This is a genomic window from Pseudomonas sp. TH21, assembly GCF_016651025.1.
Lineage (GTDB): Bacteria > Pseudomonadota > Gammaproteobacteria > Pseudomonadales > Pseudomonadaceae > Aquipseudomonas > Aquipseudomonas aylmerensis.
This window is the reverse complement of record NZ_JAEKEQ010000001.1, coordinates 5,912,866-5,935,692: the sequence shown is the minus strand read 5'-3', so window position 1 is coordinate 5,935,692 and position 22,827 is coordinate 5,912,866. Positions and strand designations below refer to the sequence as shown.

The following is a 22,827-nucleotide window of genomic DNA, read 5'->3' as shown; positions in this document are numbered from 1 at the left end:
TGTCTGGTTTTGGCCTGTGCGGAAAAAGCCAGGGATCGGCATTTGATATTTGCCTGCAGGTCAAAGATCTCGAAACAGGGGAACGATCAGGGTTCAAACCCGTCAGTTCCTTACACACCCTGTTGATGGAGGCCCGGTGTTTTGCTGAATCTCAAGACTGCATTACTGCTCGGCGCGCTGCTGTTTTGTGCCAGCGGCGCACTGCAAGCCGCGGCCACCGCGCCTGAACCCGAAGCGCCGGCCAAGCCGGAATTGCTCGTCGAAGGCGGCCTGCTCGGTGCCATCAGCTCCAGCATCGATGATGTGCAGGAGAAGCTCGACCTCAATCAGAACCTGATCGATGAATGGCGTTTGCGTGCCGACCGCGCCGCGGATGAAGTCGGCCGGCTGGTCGATCAGACGGCCGAGCGCTCGCCGTGGAGCGTCGCCGGGGATTTCCTGTTGCTGTCGGGGGTGTGGATAGGCGCCTTCGCGGTGTTGACGTTGCTCGCGCGCCTCATCGTACGGCGCCTGAGCCAGCGCACGTTCATTCAGCAGCGCAAGCGATTGCAGGCGGTGCTCGGGTATGTGCTGCCCTACACGATCCCCGCGCTGATCTGCCTGCCGCTGACCCTCTACGTCAGCCATTTTTTACCCACCTCTATCGGCCGCGCGCTGGCGCTGTGTTTTGCCTACGCCACCAGCAGCGGCATCTTCTCTACCTCGATGCTGCTGTGCGTCATCGTGATGTTCAATGTAGGGCACAAGCGCCCGGCGGTGCAGATCATTCGCGATTACTGCCCCAAGCCGCTGTTCCTGATCGGCTTCCTCGCCGCCCTCAGTGATGCGCTGACCAGCCCGCAGATCGCCCGTCAGCTCGGCGGCAATATCACCAGCAGCATCGCGGTGTTTACCGGCCTGTTTGCCGCGGTGATCTTCGGCGTGCTGGTGGTGCGCCTGCGCCGTCCGGTGGCGCACCTGATCCGCAACCGACCCTTGGCCCAGCGCCTGAAACACCCGGCGCTGCAACAGTCGCTGCGGGTGTTTTCGGGGCTGTGGTACTGGCCGATCCTGTTGATGGTGCTGGTCTCGGCAATCAACCTGATCGGCGCCGGCGACGACAATCAGAAGGCCCTGCGTTGCGCGCTGTTCACCACCATCCTGTTGATTGGCACGGTGTTCCTCAGCACCGTGCTGCAACACCTGTTCAAGTCGCGCAGCCAGGTGGCGATCCAGCGCAGCAGCGCCTACAAGGAGCGCTTCCTCAGCCTGCTGCACGCGATCCTGCGCATCGCCATGGCGATTGCCTTTATCGAAATCCTCGGGCGTATCTGGGGTGTCTCGCTGTTCGAATTCGCCCAGCGCAATTCGGTGGGCCGCGCCATCAGCGACTCGCTCAGCAGCATCGGCCTGATCCTGCTGGTGACGTGGCTGTTCTGGGTGGTGCTCGACACGGCGATCCAGGAAGCGCTGAAGCCACCGGTGAACAAACGCTCCAGCCGTCAGCCCAGCACGCGGGTCAAGACCATCCTGCCGCTGCTGCGCAATGCGGTGAAAATCATCCTGGTGGTGATCTGCGCGATCACCACCATGGCCAACCTGGGCATCAACGTCGCGCCGCTGCTGGCGGGTGCCGGTGTGGTCGGCCTGGCGATTGGTTTCGGCTCCCAGCAATTGGTGCAGGACGTGATCACCGGCCTGTTCATCATCATCGAAGACACACTGTCCATCGGCGACTGGGTGGTGCTCGACTCCGGCCATGCCGGCACCGTCGAAGGCCTGACCATCCGCACTCTGCGCCTGCGCGACGGCAAGGGCTTCGTGCACTCGGTGCCGTTCGGGCAGATCAAGGCGGTCACCAACCAGTCACGCCAGTTTGCCTATGCGTTCTTCTCGGTGCAGTTCACCTACGACACCGATGTGGACAAGGCCGTGGAGCTGATCCGCGAAGCCGGGCAGTCGATACGCGACGACGTGTTCCTCAAGTACAACCTGCAAGGGCCACTGGAGGTGTTTGGCGTCGACAAGATGGACCTCAACGGCGTGGTACTCACCGCGCAATTCCGCACCGTGTCGGGTGGGCAATATGCAGTCAGTCGCGCGTTCAACCAGCGCCTGAAAAAGCTTGTGGATAACTGTGATGAGGTGCACTTCGCGCAGACTTATCCACAGCAGGTGCTGCTGCCCAAGCGCACAGCCCCAGTGGATGAGCCGGATGACGAAGTACCGGCGTCGGTGGTGCTGACGGAGCAGCCGCGTACCCAGTGATTGATGTCGCCCGGGCTGGCCTCATCGCGGGCACGCCCGGCGCCCACATTCTCGACCGTGTGAACCCATACAAATGTGGGCGCTGGCTTGCCTGCGATGGCGTCAGATCAGGCACCCCTAATGCCTGATCAACTTCTCCTGCACCGCCTGCGGGTCCACCTCCAGCAACACCTGCTGCTTGCCCGCGACCATCACCGCCGCCGGCAACCCATCGCGGTACACAATCCGATTACCGCTGACCGCCGGCACTTTGCTGCCGGGCAACAAGGTGCCCACCAGGTTCAGCGGATCGGCCCCGCACACGGCAATCAGACTTCCATCATGCGGGCGCCGTCGCACCTCACGCAGCAGCGGGATTGCTTCCGGCAATGCAAACTGTTCCCCCGCCAAGCCACTGACAAAGCGCCCGCCGCGAATCTCCCCGCGCGCTTCCAGCCGATGGAACGTGCGCAGCAATTCGCGCCAGCTCGGTAACCAGTCCGCCTCACGCTCCAGCAGCCGCCAGAACACCACGCCGTAGCGGCGCAGCAAGGTCATCGCCACATGCTCCAAGGTCTCTGCCGAGTGCGCGCCGGCGGCGGTCGCGGGACGCCGGATCAGCGCCCAGCGCCCGGCATCGTCCATGCCGCCGACAAACGCCCCACGCCCGCGCCGGCTGCTGCGCGCCTGGCGTTTGCTCGCCGGCGTGGTCAACGCCCGCAGCCCGGCAAAGCTGTCGGCATTCACCAGGCCGGCACCGACCAGTTCCTGCAAGGCGCTTTCCAGCTCGCTGCGCAGCAGGTGGGCTTCGTGCACCAGCTCATCAAAAAACAGCGCGCCATGTTCGCGCAGGGCCAGGTGGACTTTCTGCGCCTTGGGCGACAGCGTCGTGCTGTCGGTGAGTTCGGTCAGTCCACTCCACAGCGGCACCTGGCTGCGCGGCAACAGCACTACCGGCGTGCTGCGCAGGGCGATGGCGCTGGCCTTGTTGCTCAAGCGCGTCCACACCAGCTTGCCGCTGCGGCACAACTCATCGAGCCAGGTGGAGGAATAATCCTTGAGCCGCGCGCTGAGCAAATCAGTGTCCCAGGCGGACGTGGCAGCGGCGTAGCCTTCGAACTGGCCGACGATCTGCGCCAACATCGCGCTGCCCTGGCCTCGGGTGCTCTCGGACAAGTGCTGCCAATCGAACAGGAAACGCATGAAGTCCTGCAGCGCCACCGGCTCGATTTCCCGGCGCAGGCGCTTGACCGTGTAGCGATGAATGCGCGCCAGCAGGTGGCGTTCGCACCATTGCTCTGCGTCGGCGCCAGGGCTGAAGCACCCACGCAGCACGTAGCCTTCCTGCTCCAGGCGGGCCAACGCCTGCGTGACATCAGCCACCGGCAAGGCCAGGGGCGCGGCGATCTCGATCAAGGTCAGCGGGCCGAAGCCGCCAAGGCGCGCGCGCAGCACTTCCACCAGCGCTTCGTCGTAGGTCCAGGGCTCATCGAAGCCCGGGAGCAACGGCAAGCCGTCGGGATAAATCGCCTGCAAACAGCTCAGGCGCTCGACCGCCACCCACAGGCCGTTGTGCAATGCAGAGGCGCGCCCACCCTTGGCCAAGGCGTGCAGCCACTCGGCCCATTGCGGCGTGACTTCGTGAGCGGCGATGCAGGCCAGGCTCATTAACGCCTCATGCATTTCATCCAGGCTATGGGGCGCAGGCCAGGCTTCTTCGCGGACCCCGGCGATGGCATCCGCATCCAGTGCGCCAAGGTCGTCGGTGCTCTGCGGGTCGCTCCAGCGTCGGTTGAGCACGGCCTGGGTGCGGCGTTCTTCCAGCGGGGCATCGTCGAGAAAAGTGTAGGGGCGCGCGCTGAGGATTTCCGCGGCCATCGGCGAGGGCGCCGGCAGGTCACGGCTGATCAAGCGCACGTCGCCGCCCTCCATGCGCCGCAGCAGGGCCAGCCAACCGTCGCTGTCCATGGCTTCGTGCAGGCAGTCATCGAGGGTTTGTTCCACCAGCGGATGCGCGGGCACTTCGCGTTCGCCGGCGAGGTTTTCCAGGCAGGCGATCTGGTCGGGGAACACGCTGGCGATCAGGTCTTCGCTCTTCATGCGCTGGATTTGCGGCGCGACCTTGCGCCCGCCGGTATAACGCGGCAGCGCCAGGGCCACGCCGGCATTCCAGCGCCAGCGCACGCCGAACAGCGGCGCGTCCAGCACCGCCTGGATCAGCAGGTGTTCGGCGCTGTGGCTGTTGAGATAGCGCCACACTTCGTCCAGCTCGAAACTGTGGCTGGTGGACAGCGACAGCACGATGGCATTTTCGCTGGCCGCCGCCTGCAGCTCGAAGTTGAACGTACGGCAAAAACGCTTGCGCAGGGCCAGGCCCCAGGCGCGGTTGATGCGGCTGCCGAAAGGCGTGTGGATGATCAGTTGGGTGCCACCGGACTCGTCGAAAAACCGCTCCATGATCAACGTGTCCTGGGACGGCAGCGCACTGAGGGCCAGGCGCGCACGGGCCAGGTAGTCGAGGATCTGTTCGGCGCTGGCGCGGTTCAGGCCGAGGGTGTCGGTGAGCCAGTCCTGCGCCGGTTGCAGGTCACCGGGGCTGGCGCTGAGCAGCGAGTCCAACTGCCCCTGCAAACGTGCCACGGCCGCCGACAATTCATGGCTGCGCCCCGGTGCCTCGCCGAGCCAGAACGGAATGGTAGGTGGCTGGCCGTGGGCATCCTCGACGCGCACCTTGCCGGCCTCGACCCGCAAAATCCTGTAGGACGTATTACCGAGCTGGAAGATATCCCCGGCGATACTTTCCACCGCGAAGTCTTCGTTGACGCTGCCGATGTTCAGGCTCTGCGGCTCCAGCAACACGCTGTAGTCGGCATTGTCCGGTATGGTGCCGCCGCTGGTAACGGCGGTCAGCCGGGCGCCCCGGCGGCCGCGCAGGGTATGGGTCACGGCGTCGCGGTGCAGGTAGGCGCTGCGGATGCCCTGGCGACCGTTGTAGCCGTCGGTGAGCATCTGCAGCAGCGCCTGGTAGTGGCGCTCATCCAGTGCGGCATACGGCGCGGCGCGGCGGATCAGCGTCAGCAGCGCCGCTTCCGACCACTCCTGGGCGCTGACCTCGGCGATGATCTGCTGGGCCAGCACGTCCAGCGGCGCCACGGGAATGTGCAACGTGTCGAGTTCGCCCCGGCGTACGCAGTCGAGCAGCGCGGCGCATTCGATCAGGTCATCACGGGTGGTGGCGAACAGACGACCCTTGGGCGTGCCGCCAACCTGGTGGCCGGAGCGCCCGACCCGTTGCAGAAAGCCGTTGATGGATCCTGGCGAGCCGATCTGACACACCAGGTCGACGTCACCGATATCAATCCCCAGCTCCAGCGAGGCGGTGGCGATCAGCACTTGCAGCGCGCCGGCCTTGAGCCGTTGCTCGGCGTCCAGGCGCAGTTCCTTGGCCAGGCTGCCGTGGTGGGCGGCGACAGCGTTCTTGCCCAGGCGCTCGCTCAAGTGCCGGGCCAGGCGCTCGGCCAGGCGCCGGGTGTTGACGAAAATCAGCGTGGTGCGGTGTTCGCGGGCCAGCGCAGCGAGGCGATCGTAGACCAGTTCCCAGACATCATTGGCCATTACTGCCGACAGCGGCACCGGCGGCACTTCGATATCCAGGTCGCGGGGGCGGGCATGGCCGATATCAACGATGTCGCACGAGCGGCCCGTGCCGACGAGAAAGCGCGACACGGCCTCGATAGGCTTCTGCGTGGCCGACAGGCCGATGCGGGTCAGCGGTTCGCCGCATAAACCCTGCAGGCGCTCCAGGCTCAGGGCCAGGTGGCTACCGCGCTTGCCGGCGGCGATCGCGTGGATTTCATCGACGATCACCGTGCGCGTGCTGGCCAGCATTTGCCGGCCGGAGTCGGAGCCCAGCAGCACGTAGAGCGATTCCGGGGTGGTCACCAGGATATGCGGCGGGCGCTTGCGCATCAGCGCCCGGTCTTTTTGCGGGGTGTCGCCGGTGCGTACGGCGGTGCGGATCACCAGCGGCGGCAAGTCCATGGCCTGCAGGTGCTCGGTGATCCCCGCCAGCGGGGTTTGCAGGTTGATCTGGATATCGTTGGACAGCGCCTTGAGCGGCGACACGTACACCACCAGCGTTTCGTCCGGCAGTTGCCCGCCGTGGGCCAGGCCCTGGTGGACGAGGTCGTCCAGCACCGCCAGGAACGCGGTCAGCGTCTTGCCCGAGCCGGTGGGGGCGGCGATCAGGGTCGAGCGGCGTTGACGGATCAGCGGCCATGCCTGGGCCTGCGCGCTGGTCACCGAAGGGAAGGTGCTGCGGAACCAGGTGCTGACGGCGGGGTGGAAGCCGTCCAATACCGTGTCCGTTGATTCGGGAAGGTTCATGACTCTTATATGCAACCCATGAGGTCAAGTTGCAACCCCCGCACTTTATCCGTGACGGTTGCGCTACAAACCCGCAAAATGCAACGATTCTGGAATACACCTACGGCTGGCTCACGGGCCTGCCGACAATAACCATCGTTCCAAACAGACCGGGCCTGCTCAATCTATGCGAATGCGCCTTATGTTACTGGGCGGCGGGAATGCCCTCGGGCAGGCGCTGATTCGCCTCGGTGCAGAGGAAGACATTGGTTTCCTCGCACCCAAACCGCCCACCGACGGCTGGGATGCCGCAAGCCTCACCCAATTGCTCGACGACACCCGTCCCGATGCGTTGATCAACCTCGCCTACTATTTCGACTGGTTCCAGGCCGAGGCTGTCAGCGAAACCCGCCTGGCTGCCCAGGAGTTCGCCATCGAACGCCTGGCCGAACTGTGCCAGCACCACAACATCACCTTGCTGCAACCGTCCAGCTACCGCGTGTTCGATGGCTCCCGCGCCACCGCCTACAGCGAAAAAGACGAGCCGGTGCCCTTGGGCCTGCGCGGCCAGGCGCTGTGGCGTATCGAGCAAAGTGTGCGCGCCACGTGCCCGCAACATGTGCTGCTGCGCTTTGGCTGGCTGCTGGATGACAGCATCGACGGCACGCTCGGGCGCTTCCTCGCGCGGGCCGAGAAGCCGGATGAATTGCTGATGGCAGATGACCGTCGCGGCAACCCGACGCCGGTGGACGACGCCGCGCGGGTGATCATCTCGGTGCTCAAGCAACTCGATTGTGCCGCGCCACTGTGGGGCACCTACCACTACGCCGGGCATGAGGCGACCACACCGCTGGCGCTGGGCCAGGCGATCCTGACCGAGGCGCGCAACTTCCACCCGCTGGCTATCGAAGCGCCCACCGCCCAGGCCCACGCGGCCCGGCCGGATGCCGGCGACGAACCGCAGCACGCGGTGCTGGCCTGCAAGAAAATCCTCCACACCTTCGGCATCAAGCCACGGGCGTGGCGGGCGGGGTTGCCGGCGTTGCTGGATCGGTTCTACCGGCACGGCTGACCCAACCCCAAACCCAACGTGGGAGCGGGCGGGTGTGGAGCCGGGCTTGCCCGCGATAAAATCGCCTCGGTCTGTCAGTTGCACCGAGGCGATGCTATCGCAGGCAAGCCAGCTCCTGCACCCGCCCGCTCCCACATAGGTTATGCAGCGTGAGTGGAACCTGGGTTAGAACTTGTAGCCGATGCCCACCATGTACACCATCGGGTCCACATCAACGTTTACCTTGGCGCGAGTGCCAGGTGCCACGGCGTTGTTTTCCACGGTCGCCTTGGTGCTGATGTCGATGTAGCGCGCCTGGGCGTTGATCATCCACTTGTCGTTGATCATGTAGTCCGCGCCGATCTGCGCCGCCCAGCCCCAGGAGTTCTCGGCCTTGAAGTTGCTGAAGCCTTCGCCCTGTGCGCGGCTGCCGACGTGTTCGTCGTAGATCCAGGTGTAGTTGATACCGGCGCCCACATACGGTTGGAACGCAGACTTGTTGTCCAGCGGGTAGTACACGACGCTCAGGGTCGGCGGCAGGTGTTTGAGGGTGCCGAGCTTGCCGTTGGCCGGGCTCAGGGCGGTGCCTTTGATCTTCACGTCGTGCTCGAACGGGGTGGCCGCCAGCAGCTCGATACCCACATGGTTGGTCAGCATGTAGGCAAAGTTCAAGCCCAGCTGGGTGTCGCTGCTCATGGTCGCCTTGCCGCCCAGGTTGGTGCCCGCCAATGGACCCTGGTCAACCTTCACGTGACCGCTGTCGGCTTTCGGGTTCACGGTGATTGCACCGGCGCGCACCAGAATATCGCCCGCTTCGTGAGCGTGGACGACCGGGGCGGCGAGGGCGAGCGCGAAGAGGGACGCGCCGAGCAGAGACTTGTTCATGGGAGCTCCAAAAGGACGTTTAAAAGTTGTACGTCCAATGGTAAAGATCGTTCCGCTCGATCTTTTGACTCAGCTCAATGAAAGGTCGATCAGCGCTATTGCGGCAGTTCGTAGATGTAAATCTTCTCGGCGTCCATCTGGTAACCAGCGTCGGCCAGTTCGCTGGTGGACGGTTTGACCTGCATCGCGCCTTCGATCCAGTACGGCTGGTACAGCTCATCGAGCTTCACGCCGACTTCGCTTTTCACATGCACGATCTGGTTCGACGGCGGCGGCGGTACATGGATGCACGCGCCGAAATACGGCACCAGCAAGAACTCGGTGGTGCGGCCCGCTTCGCTGACTTCCAGCGGCACGATATACCCCGGCAGACGAATATGCTGGCCATCGAGGCCCTGTACCACCGGCGCGTGGGGCATTTCCTGCTTGGCCGCTGGCGCCGACTCCAGCGCGTCGGCCATCCCGGACAAGTTGTGCAGCGGCTGCATGTTCGGTATTTCCGGTTCGGCATCCGGCGGGATCAGCTCCGACCAGGTCAGCTCTTTAGGCTCAGCGGCCCAGGCCGGCAGGGCCATCAGCAGAAACAGTGCAAACAGGACGCGACGCATCAAAGCCTTCCTCATAAACGTATGGACAGGCCATCGGCCAGGGATTGTCGATAGGCGCGCCACGCGGGCACGCTGCCCATCAACAGCGCTGCGCCGAGGATACCGGCCAGCAGCGTCCATTCATATTCGCTCGGCCACGACATCGGCAGGTCCAGGCCGTAATTGGCCTGCAGATACCCGCGCGACGCGGCGATGCACACGTACAGCAGGCCGACCCCCGCGATCACGCCGGACAACGCCAGCGCGAAGGCTTCGAAGATCAGCAAGGTCGCGATATGCCAGGGCCGTGCGCCCACCGAACGCAGGATCGCCATTTCGCGGCGGCGTTCGTTGAGGCTGGTGAGGATCGCGGTGAGCATGCCGATCAGCCCGGTCAGCACCACGAACAGCGAGATCACGAACAAGGCCTTTTCGGCGGTGCCCATCATGCTCCACAGCTCCTGCAGCGCCACGCCCGGCAGGATCGCCAACATCGGCTCGCCACGGAACTCGTTGATCTCGCGTTGCAGCGCGAAGGTGGAAATCTTGTTGTTCAGGCCGAGCATGAACGCGGTGATGGCCTGCGGGGTGAGGTCCATGTTGCGCGCCTGGTCGGCGCTGATGCGGCCTTTGCCCTGGGCGGGCACGCCGTTGTGCCAGTCGATGTGGATCGCTTCCATGCCGCCCAGGCTGATATGCAGCGTGCGGTCCACCGGTGTGCCGGTGCGCTTGAGGATGCCGACCACGGTGAACGGCTTGTCATCGTGTTTCACCAGGCTGACCACTGCCACGCCGTGGGCCAGTACCAGCTTGTCGCCGAGCTTGTAATGCAGCGCATCGGCGACTTCGGCGCCGAGCACCACCTCGAAGGGGTCAGTGGCGAAGGCGCGGCCGCTGGCCAGTTCGAGGTTCTGCTTGCGGCCGTATTGGTAGTGCTCGAAGTAGGATTCGTTGGTGCCCATTACGCGGTAGCCGCGGTGGGAGTCGCCCAGGGAAATCGGGATGGCCCATTTCACCTGGGGGCTGGCGGCGAAGTGTTCGTAGCTGTCCCAGCGGATGTTGTTGGTGGCGTTGCCGATGCGAAACACCGAGTACAGCAGCAGGTTGACCGAGCCGGAGCGCGCGCCGACGATCAGGTCGGTGCCGCTGATGGTGCTGGCAAAGCTGTTGCGCGCCTCAACGCGCACGCGTTCCACCGCCAGCAGCAGGCACACCGACAAGGCGATGGCGAAGGCGGTGAGGATCGCAGTAAAGCGGCGGTTCGCCAGGCTGGCCATGGCTAGACGGAACAAATACATCTCAAACCTCTGCGGGCGTGGCGGCGCGATTGAGTTCGGCCAGCGACAGGTTGCGGTCGAACAGCGGCGCCAGGCTCTGGTCATGGCTGACAAACAACAGGCTGGCGCCGGCCTCGCGGCATTCGGCGAACAGCAACTGGATGAAGGCTTCGCGGGCGTCGTAGTCCAGGGCCGAGGTGGGCTCGTCGGCGATCACCAATTCTGGCTGGCCGATCAACGCACGGGCGGCGGCAACGCGTTGTTGCTGGCCGATCGACAGCGAGTCGGCGCGGCGCTCCAGCAAATCCCGGTCCTTCAAGCCCAGGTGCGCGAGCAGGGTGGCAGCGGCCTGGTCGACACTGCCGTGGCGCTGGATCGCCCGCTGCGCACGCAGCTTGGAAAAGTGGCAGGGCAGCTCGACGTTTTCGCGCACCGACAGGAACGGCAGCAAGTTGAACTGCTGGAAGATGTAGCCGGTGTGGTCGACGCGAAAGCGGTCGCGGGCGCCGGCCGAGAGTTCGGTCAGCTCCTGGCCGAGCAGGCGAATGCTGCCGCGGCTGGGCTTCTGCACGCCGCCGAGCAGGCCGAGCAAGGTGGTTTTGCCACTGCCGCTCGGGCCCTTCAGAAACAGGGTTTCCCCTGCTTCCAGGCGGAACGCGGGGATGTCCAGCAACTGTGGGTGGCCGGGCCAGTTGAAGCCCAGGTCAGACAGTTCGATTAACGCTTGGGTCATGGGGAGTCAGTGGTCTGGTTTGATTTGGATGATGACACCGATCGAGTGTGGGAGCTGGCTTGCCTGCGATGCAAGCGACGCGGTGTGGCAGAAACACTGCATCGATGCTATCGCAGGCAAGCCAGCGCCCACCTTGACTGAGGCATGAACTCAAAATTTCAGGGTAGCTGCCTGTGCCGTCGCTTCCACACCTTGCTGGCCGCTCGGGCCGATCAGTTGTACCTGGATTTTCTGCGTGGCAGGGAAGGTCTTGAACACCTGGCTCAGGTCCAGGTTGCTCAGGGCTGTCGGCGTGGCGCAGGTGAATTGGTAATGCGCGTGGATTTCGCTGTGGTCGTGATGATGCTCGTGGGCGCCGTCTTTGGCGTCGTGATCGTCATCATCGTCGTCGTGGTCAACTTCGGGTTTGTCGCCGAACAGTGGGCTGTTGAGTTCCTGGGTGCTCACGACGCAACCGGCACTTTTGGGCAGGTTGAACAGGGCGACAGGGTTTTCCAGCTGCTTGCGTGCAGTGGCGACCTTGGCCTTGTCTGCAGCGGTGGTGGCCAGGTGTTCGAAGCCCACCAGGTTCATCGCCGGGCTGTCGAGCTCAAGCTCCAGGGCCTGGCCGTCGAGTACGGCATTGAGGCGACCGACGCCGTGTTCGTGGGCACCCAGGCTACCGTGCTCGTGTTCATGGTCGTGCTCGTCGGCAGCATGGGCGATGGCGAGTGGCAACAGGGCAAACGGCAAAGCAAGCAGCAGACGGCGCATGAGAAGGCTCCAGAACATGAAAGTTTTGTTATGTGATCTTATAACAATAGTGCCGAGAGTTTGACCGCCCGCTTGGCGTTGCGCAAGCCGCATGGGAGCATGCCCGTCAGAAAAGTGCAGGAGTAAGGACGATGTTGCGAATTCGTGGAACCGTCGGCGACCTGCCGGTGGACTTGACGCTGGAACTGGATGACGGCGATTGGGCGCGACTCGGCGCGCAGTTGCAGGCTGCGCCCGTGACGAGTGCGGCTGCCGCGCCGGTGGCGCCGGCCAAGCACAATGACGACCAGTGGCAGGGCGCCCAGGACCTGTTGCGCAACGCCGGCCAGCTGAACGGCCTGGAGTTGCTCGACCAGCTTGAAGGTTTGGCGGGCGACGCGTCGGCGGGCAAGCGCCTGCTGGTGCGCCTGCGCCATAGTGCCAAGGTCAAGGTGAGCAGCGGCGGGGATACGCCGCTGTACAGTTGGATCGGCGATTAGTACAGCGCGGCAAACAGCTTGCGGCGGTACGCGGTCACCAGCGGGTGATCATTGCCCAGCAGTTCGAACACCTGCAGCAAGGTCTTGTGCGGCAAGCCTTCGCTGTAGCTGCGATTGCGGATAAACAGCTTGAGCAAGCCTTCGAGCGCCGCGTCGTACTGCTGGCGCGCCAGTTGCTGGATGGCCAGTTGATAAGCCGCTTCGTCGTCCTGCGGGTCTTGCGCCAGGCGGCTTTTCAAGTCGGCAGCGTCCGGCAGGTCGGCGGCCTGGCGCAGGAAGGTGATTTGCGCCTTGGCCCCGGCGAGGGCGGCCTTGTGATCGTCGCTCTTGACCGCGTCCAGCACAGTCTGGGCTTCACCCAGCTCACCGCGCTCGGCCAGGCAGCGCGCATACAGGATCAACGCCGCGGCGTTGGTATTGTCCTCGCCCAGCAGCGCCACCAGCACCGCTTCGGCATCGCTGATGCGGCCGTCGGCAAACAGCGCCTGGGCCTGCTCAAGCGGATCTGCCGCGGCCGGTGGTGGCATCTGCACATGCGGCTCCAGCATCGCCCGCACCGCCGACTCCGGCTGCGCCCCGGCAAATCCGTCGACCGGCTGGCCATCCTTGAACAGCACCACGGTCGGCAGGCTGCGAATGCCAAACCGCGCGACGATATCCTGCTCGGCATCGCAATCGACCTTGGCCAGCAGCAACTCGCCCTGATAGCTCTCGGCGATCTGCGCGAGCATCGGCATCAGCGCCTTGCACGGCGCGCACCACTCGGCCCAGAAATCCACCAGCACGGGTTTTTCGAAGGAGTTCTGGATCACTGCCTGATCAAAGTTGGCGGTGGTGACGTCGAAGATGTACGGCGTGGGCTCACTCATGGGGCGTCTCGAATAAAGCGGGAATGGGGCAACTATAAGGGCTGGCGCGATTGGCTGAAAGCGTGTCCGGCAGGCGAATGCGCTCACCTGCAGGCGCTGGCTTGCCGGCGATGGCCTCAAGAACGCCGCGAATGGTACAGGCTCACCTTGCGAAACTCCCAAGGCTCGGCCAAATCCGGCAACGTCAGCGCATCCAGGATCTCCAGCCGCTGGTAATCCGGATGCTGGAAATCACGCACGCGAGAATCCGCCACCAACGCTTCGCGGCCTCGGCTCAGGAACTGGTCCAGCAGCGGCAGGTTGGCCCGATCGTAGAGCACGTCGGCGACCAGGATCAGGTCGAAGCGGTCGGCTTCGGCGAAAAAGTCCGCCGAGTAGCTCAGCTCTACGCCGTTGAGCTCGGCATTCGCCCGGCAGGACGCCAACGCCAGCGGATCCAGATCGCAGGCCACCACTTCCAGCGCTCCAGCCTTGAGCGCCGCAATCGCGGCCACACCGGAGCCGGCGCCGAAGTCGAGCACGCGTTTTCCCGCAACCCATTGCGGGTTCGCCGCCAGGTAGCGTGCCAGAGCCAGGCCGCTGGCCCAGCAAAAGCTCCAGTAAGGCGGCTCGTGCAGGATACGCCGGGTTTCTTCGGGGCTGAAGGCGCGGTCCATGTTGTCGGCGTCAAGCAACCACAACGACAACTCGGTGCCCGGCAAAGGGCAGGGCACCAAGTGCGCGTCGCCGATCAGCTCGCTTAGCGCTGCTTGCAGGTCCAGCGGTGGCGTCATGGTGCCTTGACGAGTTGCAGGGGGCCGGTGGTCTGGGTGATCGGCTGGGTGATGCGCACGGCGGGCAGGTGCAGGATCAACTGGCCGGACTGGCTGGCGCGACCGCGCAATTCAACCCGCGCACCGGCCGGGAAGGCTTCGGGGTTGTAGCGCAGGCGGAAGGCGAGCGGCTGGCCGTTGCCGGTCAGCACACTGCTGGCCAGCAGTTGTTGCGGGCGCGAACGGTCATCGATGACCAGCAGCGCCATCTCGACTTCGGCGCCGGCCGGCACGTTGGTCAGGCTGCCGCTGATTTCACGCTGGTAGGCGGGCAGGGGGCCGAGGTCCTCGATGCCTGGGACTTTTTTCTCTTGCGCAGGCGTGGGTTGAGGCGCGGCCGGCTTGGGGGCTTCGCTGCTGCAGGCGACCAGGAAACTGAACAGGGTAAGCAAAACAAGTGGTCGTAACTGCATGTACGGCTCCAGAAAGGACAAAATCCGTGGCTTAAAAAATATGAAACATAATAGTCAGCCTATATACCGTAAAGGCTATGGCTTGTCTTGCCACGGGGATGCGCTACCATGGCCCTCCCTTTTTTTGTTGCCTGCCACCATGCACTGTCCCTTCTGCGGTGCCAACGACACCAAGGTCATTGACTCGCGTCTGGTCGCCGAGGGCGATCAAGTGCGTCGCCGGCGCGAATGCCTGGCCTGCGGTGAACGTTTCACCACCTTTGAAACCGCCGAACTGGTGTTGCCACGGCTGATCAAGTCCGACGGCAGCCGCCAGCCCTTCGACGAAGAAAAACTGCGCGCCGGTATGCAGCGCGCCCTGGAAAAACGCCCGGTGAGTGTCGAGCGGCTGGAAGCGGCGCTGGTGCATATCAAGCACAAGCTGCGTGCGACCGGCGAGCGCGAGGTCAAGAGCCTGGTGGTTGGAGAGCTGGTGATGGGCGAGCTGCAAAAGCTCGACGAAGTCGCCTATATCCGTTTCGCTTCGGTGTATCGACGCTTCCAGGACCTCAATGAGTTCCGCGAAGAGATCGACCGCCTGGCCCGTGAGCCGGTCAAAGAATGAACCCACCTTCTGCTGAACAGGCCGTCCTCGACGCCCATTACATGGCCCGCGCCCTCGAATTGGCGCGCAAGGGCCTGTACACCACCCATCCCAATCCTCGGGTCGGCTGCGTGATTGTGCGCGATGGGCAGGTGGTCGGCGAAGGCTGGCATGAACGCACCGGCGAACCGCATGCCGAGCCCAACGCCCTGCGCGCCGCCGGTGACAAGGCACGCGGCGCCACCGTGTACGTGACCCTCGAACCTTGCAGCCACCATGGCCGCACGCCGCCGTGTGCCGACGCACTGGTGAGCGCCGGCGTCGCGCGGGTGGTCGCCGGGATGCAGGACCCGAACCCGGAAGTGGCCGGGCGGGGCATGCAGCGCCTGGCTCAGGCGGGTATCGAGGTGCACAGCGGTGTGCTCGAGGCACAGGCGCGTGCGCTGAACCCTGGGTTTCTCAAGCGCATGGAGCATGGCCTGCCCTTTGTGCGGGTCAAGCTGGCGATGAGCCTCGACGGTCGCACCGCGATGGCCAGCGGCGAAAGCCAATGGATCACCGGCCCGGCTGCCCGCGCCGCCGTGCAGCGTCTGCGCGCCGAAGCCAGCGTGGTGCTGACCGGCGCCGACACAGTGCTGGCCGACGGCGCCCGCCTGACCGTGCGCGCCGCCGAGCTGGGCCTGGATGCGGACACTACGGCACTCGCCCTGTCGCGCCCACCGCTGCGCGTGTTGATCGACGGGCGCCTGCGGGTGCCGCTCAATGCGCCGTTCTTCAAGGCGGGCCCCGCGCTGGTGATCACCTGCGTGACCCCGGAAAACCAGTTTCCGCGCGGGCCCGAGTGCCTTGTGGTGCCGGGCGTGGACGGTCAGGTCGACCTGCGCTCGGCACTGGTGGCGCTGGCCGCCCGTGGCGTCAACGAAGTGTTGGTCGAGGCCGGCCCGAGCCTGGCCGGTGCGTTTGCCCAGCAGGGGCTGGTCGACGAGTATGTGATTTTCGTCGCCGGCAAGTTCCTTGGCTCCGCCGCGCGGCCTTTGCTGGACTGGCCGCTTGAGAAACTGGCCGACGCCCCCCAACTCAAGATCACTGAAATGCGCGCGGTAGGCGACGACTGGCGAGTCACTGCCGTCCCGCTTCCACCCGCGAGCGTATAATTCTGACCGGGCGCTCAAGTGCCCGCACCGTTTTCCAGGAGAAGGCCATGTTCACCGGCATTATCGAATCCATCGGCAGCATCCGCGCCATGACCCCCAAAGGCGGCGACGTGCGCCTGCTGGTTGAAACCGGCAAGCTCGACCTCGGCGACGTCAAGCTGGGCGACAGCATCGCCGTCAGCGGCGTGTGCCTGACCGTCATCGAACTGCCGGGCAACGGCTTTGCCGCCGATGTCAGCCGGGAAACCCTGGACTGCACCGCGATGAACGACCTGAAGGCCGGCAGCCCGGTCAATCTGGAAAAAGCCCTGACCCCGACCACCCGCCTCGGTGGCCATCTGGTCAGCGGCCACGTCGACGGCGTCGGCGAAGTGGTTGCCCGCAGTGAAAACGCGCGTGCCGTGGAATTTCGCATCCGCGCGCCGAAAGAGCTGGCCAAGTACATCGCCCACAAAGGCTCGATCACCGTCGACGGCACCAGCCTGACCGTGAACGCCGTGAATGGCGCCGAATTCGAACTGACGATTATTCCCCACACCCTCAGCGAAACCATCATGGCGTCCTACCAGCCGGGTCGCCGGGTGAACCTGGAAGTCGACTTGCTTGCCCGTTACCTGGAGCGCCTGTTGTTGGGCGATAAGGCCGCAGAGCCAACTGCCGGGAACATCACTGAAAGTTTTCTGGCCGCTAACGGCTACCTGAAATCCTGACCAAGGGGGTGCCGCGTGGCGCTCAATAGCATCGAAGAACTGGTTGAAGACATCCGCCAAGGCAAGATGGTCATCCTGATGGATGACGAAGACCGCGAGAACGAAGGCGACATCATCATGGCCGCCGAGGCCTGCAAGCCCGAGCATATCAACTTCATGGCCAAGCACGCCCGTGGGCTGATCTGCATGCCCATGAGCCGTGAGCGCTGCGAACTGCTCAAGCTGCCGTTGATGGCGCCGCGCAATGGGTCGGGCTTCGGCACCAAGTTCACCGTGTCGATTGAGGCGACCACCGGCGTCACCACCGGTATCTCCGCCGCCGACCGCGCGCGCACCGTGCAAGCGGCTGCCGCGAAAGACGCCAAGGCTGAAGACATTGTCAGCCCCGGCCATATCTTCCCGCTGATGGCCCAGCCGGGCGGGACCCTGGCGCGCGCCGGCCACACCGAAGCGGCCTGCGACCTGGCGCGCATGGCCGGTTTCGAGCCGAGCGGGGTGATCTGCGAAGTGATGAACGACGACGGCACCATGGCCCGTCGCGCCGAACTCGAAGCCTTCGCCGCTGAACACGGCATCAAGATCGGCACGATTGCCGACCTGATTCACTACCGCATGATCCACGAACGTACCGTTCAGCGGATTGCCGAGCAGCCGCTGGACAGCGAACTGGGCCAATTCAACCTGGTGACCTACCGTGATTCGGTGGCAGGCGACGTGCACATGGCCCTGACCCTGGGCACCATCTGCGCCGACGAACCGACCCTGGTGCGGGTGCACAACATGGACCCGCTGCGCGACCTGCTGATGGTCAAGCAACCCGGCCGCTGGAGCCTGCGCGCCGCCATGGCTGCGGTTTCCGAGGCCGGCAGTGGTGTGGTGCTGTTGCTCGGCAACCCGGTGGATGGCGACGTCCTGCTCGCGCATATTCGCGAAACCGCCGAGCATGCCCAGGTCAAGACGCCGACCACCTACAGCATCGTCGGCGCCGGTTCGCAGATCCTGCGCGACCTCGGTGTGCGCAAAATGCGCCTGATGAGTGCGCCAATGAAATTTAATGCGATATCCGGTTTCGACCTGGAAGTTGTAGAATACGTGCCCTCCGAATAAAGGCCGGCGATTCCTGCCCCTTGTTCGCGGTTAAATCATCACTGAGGGACGCAGTTTTCGCGTCCCGGCTCTTTAAGAGATTTGTCGAATGACCCTGAAGACCATCGAAGGTACCTTCATCGCCCCCAAAGGCCGCTATGCCCTGGTGGTTGGCCGCTTCAACAGCTTCGTGGTTGAAAGCCTGGTAAGCGGTGCCGTGGACGCCCTGGTTCGCCACGGTGTGAGCGAGAGCGACATCACTATCATCCGTGCGCCTGGCGCCTTCGAAATTCCACTGGTTGCGCAAAAAGTTGCACAACAGGGTGAATACGCGGCGATCATCGCCCTGGGCGCGGTCATTCGTGGCGGTACTCCGCACTTCGAATACGTGGCTGGCGAATGCACCAAGGGCCTGGCCCAGGTGTCCATGGAGTTCGGCGTGCCGGTTGCGTTTGGCGTGCTGACCGTGGATTCCATCGAGCAAGCCATCGAGCGTTCCGGCACCAAGGCCGGTAACAAAGGCGCTGAAGCTGCCCTGTCCGCCCTGGAAATGGTCAGCCTGCTGTCGCAGTTGGAGGCCAAGTGATTTCCGACGAGAGCGATCAGTTCAACCCTCAGGAGCCACGTCCTGCGGATGCCGGCAAGCCCTCCAAGAGCGAGAAGCGTCGCAAGGCGCGTCAGCTCGCGACCCAGGCGCTGTACCAGCGTCACCTGGCAGGCGCTTCGCTGAACGAAATCGAGGCACAGTTTCGTGTCGACAACGACTTTACGTTCGCCGACCAGAGCTACTTCCACGACATCCTGCACGGCGTCCACGCCAACCTGACCGAGATCGATACGGCCCTGGCACCTTGCCTGGACCTGACCATCGAGGAACTGGACCCGGTTGAACTGTGCGTCATGCGCCTGTCCACCTGGGAACTGCTCAAGCGCGTCGACGTGCCGTACCGCGTGGTGATCAACGAAGGGATCGAACTGGCGAAAGTCTACGGTTCGACCGACGGCCACAAGTTCGTCAACGGCGTGCTCGACAAGCTGGCCCCGCGCCTGCGCGAAGCCGAAGTGAAGGAACACAAGCGCTAAGCCGCGCTTGAGTTCCCATGGGTGAGTTTGAGCTGATCCACACCTACTTCGCCGCCGCGCCCTGTGCGCAGGGCGGCGAAGGCGTTGCCCTGGGGATTGGCGATGACTGCGCCCTGCTGGCGCTCCCTGCCGGGGAGCAGCTGGCAATCTCCACCGATACGTTAGTGGCCGGCGTGCACTTTGCCGACCCCTGTGACCCGTTCCTGCTCGGCCAGCGCTCGCTGGCCGTGGCGGTGAGCGACCTGGCCGCCATGGGCGCCCACCCCCTCGCGTTTACCCTTGCCCTGACGACACCGACGGTCGATGCCGATTGGCTGCAACGCTATGCCCAGGGTTTGAACGCCATGGCGCAACGCTGCGGTGTGGGCCTAGTGGGCGGCGACACCACACGCGGGCCGTTGAGCCTGACCCTGACCGTGTTTGGTCGTGTACCCGCCGGGCAGGCGCTGACCCGCAGCGGTGCGCAGCCGGGCGACCTGCTGTGCGTGGGCGGTGAGCTCGGCAATGCCGCCGGTGCCTTGCCGCTGGTCCTGGGGCAGCGCAGCGCCGACGCGGCCATCGCCGATCCGCTGCTGGCCCATTACTGGTCACCGCAGCCGCAGTTGGCCCTGGGGCTGGCGCTGCGTGGCAAGGCTACGTCCGCGATGGATATCTCCGACGGGCTGCTCGCCGATTGCGGGCATATCGCCAAGGCATCGGCCGTCAGCCTATTGATCGAGCGCGAGCGGTTGCCGTTGTCGGCGCCGCTGCTGGCGTTTGTCGGTGATGACGCCGCGCGCGTGGCGGCCTTGAGCGGCGGCGACGATTATGTCCTGGCGTTCACCCTGCCACCTGTCGAGTTGGCGCCGCTGCTGGCCGGCGGCTGGCCGATCCATGTGATCGGCCGGGTCGAGGCGGGGCAGGGCGTGACGCTGCTGGATGCAGCCGGGCAGGACATCACCCCGGCCGTTCGCGGCTATCAGCATTTTCGCGAGGCGCCCTGAGTCGGCGAGCTGCGCTACCCTCTATAGCGTTATCACGGATGCAAGGCTTTGCAGGAGGTCGTCACCATGGATGTGCGCCGCTGGCTGCTGATACTGCTGTGTGCTGTCGCGGCGCCCACTCAGGCGCGGGAAGTGCCGGTGGTGCCCGGCAAGGTGCTGCTGGCCAGTGAGGCCTGGGACGACTACACCAACGCCGACGGCAGCGGCCTGGCCTGGGATGTGCTGCGTCAGGTGTTCGAGCCTGCGGGGATCAGGCTGCAGACCCGCACCCTGCCCTATACCCGTTCGGTCGGCCTGACCCAGCGTGGCGAGGTGGATGGCTGGGTCGGTTCCTATCGCGAAGAAGCCCAGGGTGTGTTGTACCCGCACTGGAACTTCGATTCCGATCATATCTACGCCCTCGGCCTGGCCAGCACCGCGACGCCGACCGTGGCCACCCTCGGCAATTACCGCCTGGCCTGGGTGCGCGGCTACAAGTACGAGGAGTACTTGCCCAATGTGCACCGTTTCGACCAGATCCAGCGGCGCGACGGCATTCTGCCGATGCTGCTGCACGGCCGGGCCGACTTCTACATCGATGCCCTGACCGAAGCGTCCTACGTCCTCAAGCAGGCCGACGACCCGTCGCGCTTCAGGCTGACGCATATTGCCGAACTGCCGTTGTATGTCGGGTTTGCCGACAACGAGCGTGGACGGGGGTTAATGGCACTGTTCGACCAGCGCATGGCGACCCTGGTGAAAAATGCCGAGCTGAAGCCGATTTTCGAGCGCTGGAAACAGCCGTATCCGTTCTGACCTGCATAGAACCGGGATGAAGGCCAATCGAACCGATTGATCTTTATCAGCGATAATTCAGCTTAAGCGTCTGTAGGAACCTGCTGTTACAATGGCCGCCACTGTAAAAACTGAAATCAGGAGCACACGGTGCCCGTCGTTTTCGTCGCTGCTTCCAAGCTGCCTACCCCTTTTGCCACGTTCACCATGAACGGCTTTCTCGAAGAAGCCACCGGTCGCGAGCACGTTGTGCTCAGCCTGGGGGATATCGCTGATGGCGCGCCGGTTCTGGGGCGCGTGCACTCCGAATGCCTGACCGGTGACGCGCTGTTCAGCCAGCGCTGCGACTGCGGTTCGCAACTGGAAGCCGCGCTGCAGGCCATCGCCCGTGAAGGTCGTGGCGTGCTGCTGTACCTGCGTCAGGAAGGCCGTGGCATTGGCTTGCTGAACAAGATCCGCGCCTACGAGCTGCAGGATGGCGGCGCCGATACCGTCGAGGCCAATGAGCGCCTGGGCTTCGCCGCCGATCAGCGTGACTACGCGATCTGCCTGCCGATGCTCGAGCACTTGGGCGTCAAATCCCTGCGCCTGATGACCAACAACCCGCGCAAGGTCAAGGCCTTGACCGAGATGGGCATCACTGTGGCCGAACGCGTGCCGCTGCACACCGGGCACAACCCGCATAACAAGCTCTACCTCGCGACCAAGGCCAGCAAGCTCGACCATATGATGGGCAACGAGCATCAGGGCGAGGTCGATCGCGCGTGACCCGCGGCCAGGTGAAACGGCGACTGTCCTTCAACTGGTGGCAGTACCTGGCCCTGGCGCTGCTCCCGCTGTTCGTGATCAACCTGGTGTTTGGCCAGGCCGAGTCCCTGCTGCCGGTGCTGGCCATGCCATTCTTTATCGCCGGCGTGGCCTCGATGTTCCTCAGCCTGCGCTACTTTCACGGCTATAAACACGCGCTGATCGCCACCGCCAAAGCCCTCGATACCCCCGAAGAACCGGCTGCCTGGATCACCCTAGCGGCCCGCCGGCGCACGGCGTTGCTGGTGGCTGCCATACCCGCGTGGATCGGTGCGCTGGCGGTGTTCGTCGGCTTGGAAGCGGTACCGCTGTTTCTGCTGGCGCTGTCGACCCTGGTGCTGTTCTACCTCTACCGCATTCCCCGTCAACTGGGATGAAGCGTCACTGGCTGGCGGTCCTGCTGCTGGCGCTGAGTGCCCCGGCGTGGGCGGCCGAGCGCGTAGTGAGCCTGGCGCCATCCTTGTCTGAAATCGTGGCGGAACTGGGCGCTGCCGACCTGCTGGTCGGCGTGCTCGATGGCGGTGAGCGCCCGGAAGCGCTGGTCAACGTGCCGTCGGTTGGCAAGTACGGCCAGTTGGACATGGAGCGCCTGCTCAGCCTCAAGCCCGACCTGATCCTGCTGTGGCCCGGCAGCGTCGGCCCGGCCCAGCGCGAGCAGTTGCGGCGCCTGAACATCCCGATTTTCGTCACCGAACCCCACAGCCTCGAACAACTCACTACCCAGGTCCAGACGATTGCCGAACAGCTGGGCCGCGCCGAGGCCGGCCGGCAACTGGCCGTGCAGTTGCGCCAACGCCTGGCCGAATTGCGCCAGCGCTATCAACGTGCCGAGCCATTGCGGGTGTTTTACCAGGTGTGGGACCAGCCGCTGTACACCGTGGGCGGCGGGCAGATCATCAGCGATGCGTTGAATGTGTGCGGCGCGCGCAATGTGTTCGACGATCTCAAGCTGCCCGCGCCGCAGGTCAGCATCGAGTCAGTGTTGCAGCGTGATCCCGAGATGATCCTGGTGGGTGATCCGGCTCAGCTGCAGGCCTGGAAGGTCTGGCCGGCGATGGCAGGACGGGTGCGCGTGGTGCCGGATAAAGGCTTGGAGCGGCCCAGCGGGCAGATGCTGGAGGCGGTGGGGCGGCTGTGTGAGGTGATTGCGCCGAGCCGGTGAGACTGCTATCGCCGGCAAGCCGGCTGCTAGAGGGT

23 protein-coding genes are annotated in these 22,827 nt (G+C 64.5%); 14 read left to right on the top strand and 9 right to left on the bottom strand.

Annotated elements, in window-relative coordinates; genetic code table 11:
• Nucleotides 1-141 precede the first annotated feature (141 nt).
• The gene (locus tag JFU04_RS26290; protein ID WP_201145978.1) at nt 142-2,247 is read left to right on the top strand and encodes a mechanosensitive ion channel family protein; all 2,106 of its coding nucleotides are present in this window, start codon (nt 142-144) and stop codon (nt 2,245-2,247) included.
• A 117-nt stretch (nt 2,248-2,364) separates the two neighbouring features.
• On the opposite strand, the gene JFU04_RS26285 is transcribed toward JFU04_RS26290, so the two are convergent.
• Nucleotides 2,365-6,612 carry an Lhr family helicase gene (locus JFU04_RS26285; RefSeq protein WP_201145977.1) on the bottom strand — a complete coding sequence of 1,416 codons (4,248 nt, stop codon included), beginning with the start codon at nt 6,610-6,612 and terminating at the stop codon, nt 2,365-2,367.
• 166 nt (nt 6,613-6,778) lie between these two features.
• Between JFU04_RS26285 and JFU04_RS26280 the strand changes: the two genes are divergently transcribed.
• Nucleotides 6,779-7,663: a sugar nucleotide-binding protein gene (locus JFU04_RS26280; protein ID WP_083221509.1), complete on the top strand. Its 885-nt coding sequence runs from the start codon at nt 6,779-6,781 to the stop codon at nt 7,661-7,663.
• Nucleotides 7,664-7,828: 165 nt separating this feature from the next.
• On the opposite strand, the gene JFU04_RS26275 is transcribed toward JFU04_RS26280, so the two are convergent.
• The 5 genes from JFU04_RS26275 to JFU04_RS26255 all read right to left on the bottom strand — a co-directional run bounded on the left by JFU04_RS26275 (nt 7,829) and on the right by JFU04_RS26255 (nt 11,877).
• Entirely contained in the window at nt 7,829-8,527 is a 699-nt protein-coding gene (locus JFU04_RS26275) for an OmpW/AlkL family protein (protein WP_106802505.1), read from the bottom strand.
• A 95-nt stretch (nt 8,528-8,622) separates the two neighbouring features.
• Nucleotides 8,623-9,135 (bottom strand): DUF3299 domain-containing protein, encoded by a 513-nt coding sequence (locus JFU04_RS26270; RefSeq protein WP_106802506.1) that lies wholly within the window; start codon nt 9,133-9,135, stop codon nt 8,623-8,625.
• 11 nt (nt 9,136-9,146) lie between these two features.
• A complete protein-coding gene (locus JFU04_RS26265; protein ID WP_065909957.1) occupies nt 9,147-10,412 on the bottom strand; it encodes an ABC transporter permease in 1,266 nt (421 codons plus the stop codon).
• Nucleotide 10,413: 1 nt separating this feature from the next.
• Complete coding sequence (locus JFU04_RS26260) at nt 10,414-11,124, bottom strand: ABC transporter ATP-binding protein (RefSeq protein WP_065909959.1); 711 nt, start codon at nt 11,122-11,124, stop codon at nt 10,414-10,416.
• Between the two features lie 150 nt (nt 11,125-11,274).
• Nucleotides 11,275-11,877 carry a DUF2796 domain-containing protein gene (locus tag JFU04_RS26255; protein WP_201145976.1) on the bottom strand — a complete coding sequence of 201 codons (603 nt, stop codon included), beginning with the start codon at nt 11,875-11,877 and terminating at the stop codon, nt 11,275-11,277.
• 131 nt (nt 11,878-12,008) lie between these two features.
• Between JFU04_RS26255 and JFU04_RS26250 the strand changes: the two genes are divergently transcribed.
• Nucleotides 12,009-12,356, top strand: coding sequence for a hypothetical protein (locus tag JFU04_RS26250; RefSeq protein WP_106802509.1), 348 nt, complete (start codon nt 12,009-12,011; stop codon nt 12,354-12,356).
• On the opposite strand, the gene trxA is transcribed toward JFU04_RS26250, so the two are convergent.
• The 3 genes from trxA to JFU04_RS26235 form a co-directional block, all read right to left on the bottom strand.
• A complete protein-coding gene (trxA, locus tag JFU04_RS26245; RefSeq protein WP_065909965.1) occupies nt 12,353-13,225 on the bottom strand; it encodes a thioredoxin in 873 nt (290 codons plus the stop codon). The genes JFU04_RS26250 and trxA overlap by 4 nt on opposite strands.
• Nucleotides 13,226-13,341: 116 nt before the next feature.
• Nucleotides 13,342-13,998 (bottom strand): class I SAM-dependent methyltransferase, encoded by a 657-nt coding sequence (locus JFU04_RS26240; protein WP_120450143.1) that lies wholly within the window; start codon nt 13,996-13,998, stop codon nt 13,342-13,344.
• Nucleotides 13,995-14,450, bottom strand: coding sequence for a YbaY family lipoprotein (locus tag JFU04_RS26235; RefSeq protein WP_065909967.1), 456 nt, complete (start codon nt 14,448-14,450; stop codon nt 13,995-13,997). Before JFU04_RS26235 ends, JFU04_RS26240 begins: the two co-directional genes overlap by 4 nt.
• A gap of 139 nt (nt 14,451-14,589) precedes the next feature.
• Here JFU04_RS26235 and nrdR point away from each other — a divergent pair, with 139 nt between their 5' ends.
• From nrdR to JFU04_RS26180, 11 genes are all read left to right on the top strand, one after another.
• The gene (gene nrdR / locus JFU04_RS26230) at nt 14,590-15,054 is read left to right on the top strand and encodes a transcriptional regulator NrdR (RefSeq protein ID WP_016978538.1); all 465 of its coding nucleotides are present in this window, start codon (nt 14,590-14,592) and stop codon (nt 15,052-15,054) included.
• Complete coding sequence (gene ribD, locus JFU04_RS26225; RefSeq protein ID WP_120450141.1) at nt 15,051-16,187, top strand: bifunctional diaminohydroxyphosphoribosylaminopyrimidine deaminase/5-amino-6-(5-phosphoribosylamino)uracil reductase RibD; 1,137 nt, start codon at nt 15,051-15,053, stop codon at nt 16,185-16,187. Before nrdR ends, ribD begins: the two co-directional genes overlap by 4 nt.
• 47 nt (nt 16,188-16,234) lie before the next feature.
• The gene (locus tag JFU04_RS26220; RefSeq protein WP_065909971.1) at nt 16,235-16,897 is read left to right on the top strand and encodes a riboflavin synthase; all 663 of its coding nucleotides are present in this window, start codon (nt 16,235-16,237) and stop codon (nt 16,895-16,897) included.
• 15 nt (nt 16,898-16,912) lie between these two features.
• Nucleotides 16,913-18,004, top strand: a complete 1,092-nt coding sequence (gene ribBA / locus JFU04_RS26215) for a bifunctional 3,4-dihydroxy-2-butanone-4-phosphate synthase/GTP cyclohydrolase II (protein WP_065909973.1) — start codon at nt 16,913-16,915, stop codon at nt 18,002-18,004.
• A gap of 88 nt (nt 18,005-18,092) precedes the next feature.
• A complete protein-coding gene (gene ribH, locus JFU04_RS26210; RefSeq protein WP_003176356.1) occupies nt 18,093-18,569 on the top strand; it encodes a 6,7-dimethyl-8-ribityllumazine synthase in 477 nt (158 codons plus the stop codon).
• The gene (gene nusB / locus JFU04_RS26205) at nt 18,566-19,066 is read left to right on the top strand and encodes a transcription antitermination factor NusB (RefSeq protein WP_044269051.1); all 501 of its coding nucleotides are present in this window, start codon (nt 18,566-18,568) and stop codon (nt 19,064-19,066) included. The genes ribH and nusB overlap by 4 nt, the downstream gene beginning before the upstream one ends.
• Nucleotides 19,067-19,083: 17 nt before the next feature.
• On the top strand, nt 19,084-20,049 hold the full coding sequence (gene thiL, locus JFU04_RS26200; protein ID WP_201145975.1) for a thiamine-phosphate kinase: 966 nt from the start codon (nt 19,084-19,086) through the stop codon (nt 20,047-20,049).
• 66 nt (nt 20,050-20,115) lie between these two features.
• Nucleotides 20,116-20,844 carry a substrate-binding periplasmic protein gene (locus tag JFU04_RS26195; protein WP_201145974.1) on the top strand — a complete coding sequence of 243 codons (729 nt, stop codon included), beginning with the start codon at nt 20,116-20,118 and terminating at the stop codon, nt 20,842-20,844.
• Nucleotides 20,845-20,973: 129 nt separating this feature from the next.
• Nucleotides 20,974-21,591, top strand: coding sequence for a GTP cyclohydrolase II (gene ribA / locus JFU04_RS26190; RefSeq protein ID WP_065909979.1), 618 nt, complete (start codon nt 20,974-20,976; stop codon nt 21,589-21,591).
• Nucleotides 21,588-22,007: a nuclear FMR1 interacting 1 family protein gene (locus tag JFU04_RS26185; protein ID WP_201145973.1), complete on the top strand. Its 420-nt coding sequence runs from the start codon at nt 21,588-21,590 to the stop codon at nt 22,005-22,007. Before ribA ends, JFU04_RS26185 begins: the two co-directional genes overlap by 4 nt.
• Nucleotides 22,004-22,792 carry a cobalamin-binding protein gene (locus JFU04_RS26180; protein ID WP_201145972.1) on the top strand — a complete coding sequence of 263 codons (789 nt, stop codon included), beginning with the start codon at nt 22,004-22,006 and terminating at the stop codon, nt 22,790-22,792. The genes JFU04_RS26185 and JFU04_RS26180 overlap by 4 nt, the downstream gene beginning before the upstream one ends.
• The last annotated feature ends 35 nt before the right edge of the window (nt 22,793-22,827 follow it).

Bases quoted from the DNA above. Each gene is read 5' to 3' on its own strand.
- JFU04_RS26285 (WP_201145977.1), bottom strand. From the start codon at position 6,612: ATGAACCTTCCCGAATCAACGGACACGGTATTGGACGGCTTCCACCCC.
- JFU04_RS26280 (WP_083221509.1), top strand. From the start codon at position 6,779: ATGCGAATGCGCCTTATGTTACTGGGCGGCGGGAATGCCCTCGGGCAG.
- JFU04_RS26275 (WP_106802505.1), bottom strand. From the start codon at position 8,527: ATGAACAAGTCTCTGCTCGGCGCGTCCCTCTTCGCGCTCGCCCTCGCC.
- JFU04_RS26270 (WP_106802506.1), bottom strand. From the start codon at position 9,135: ATGCGTCGCGTCCTGTTTGCACTGTTTCTGCTGATGGCCCTGCCGGCC.
- JFU04_RS26265 (WP_065909957.1), bottom strand. From the start codon at position 10,412: ATGTATTTGTTCCGTCTAGCCATGGCCAGCCTGGCGAACCGCCGCTTT.
- JFU04_RS26260 (WP_065909959.1), bottom strand. From the start codon at position 11,124: ATGACCCAAGCGTTAATCGAACTGTCTGACCTGGGCTTCAACTGGCCC.
- JFU04_RS26255 (WP_201145976.1), bottom strand. From the start codon at position 11,877: ATGCGCCGTCTGCTGCTTGCTTTGCCGTTTGCCCTGTTGCCACTCGCC.
- JFU04_RS26250 (WP_106802509.1), top strand. From the start codon at position 12,009: ATGTTGCGAATTCGTGGAACCGTCGGCGACCTGCCGGTGGACTTGACG.
- trxA (WP_065909965.1), bottom strand. From the start codon at position 13,225: ATGAGTGAGCCCACGCCGTACATCTTCGACGTCACCACCGCCAACTTT.
- JFU04_RS26240 (WP_120450143.1), bottom strand. From the start codon at position 13,998: ATGACGCCACCGCTGGACCTGCAAGCAGCGCTAAGCGAGCTGATCGGC.
- JFU04_RS26235 (WP_065909967.1), bottom strand. From the start codon at position 14,450: ATGCAGTTACGACCACTTGTTTTGCTTACCCTGTTCAGTTTCCTGGTC.
- nrdR (WP_016978538.1), top strand. From the start codon at position 14,590: ATGCACTGTCCCTTCTGCGGTGCCAACGACACCAAGGTCATTGACTCG.
- ribD (WP_120450141.1), top strand. From the start codon at position 15,051: ATGAACCCACCTTCTGCTGAACAGGCCGTCCTCGACGCCCATTACATG.
- JFU04_RS26220 (WP_065909971.1), top strand. From the start codon at position 16,235: ATGTTCACCGGCATTATCGAATCCATCGGCAGCATCCGCGCCATGACC.
- ribH (WP_003176356.1), top strand. From the start codon at position 18,093: ATGACCCTGAAGACCATCGAAGGTACCTTCATCGCCCCCAAAGGCCGC.
- thiL (WP_201145975.1), top strand. From the start codon at position 19,084: ATGGGTGAGTTTGAGCTGATCCACACCTACTTCGCCGCCGCGCCCTGT.
- JFU04_RS26195 (WP_201145974.1), top strand. From the start codon at position 20,116: ATGGATGTGCGCCGCTGGCTGCTGATACTGCTGTGTGCTGTCGCGGCG.
- JFU04_RS26180 (WP_201145972.1), top strand. From the start codon at position 22,004: ATGAAGCGTCACTGGCTGGCGGTCCTGCTGCTGGCGCTGAGTGCCCCG.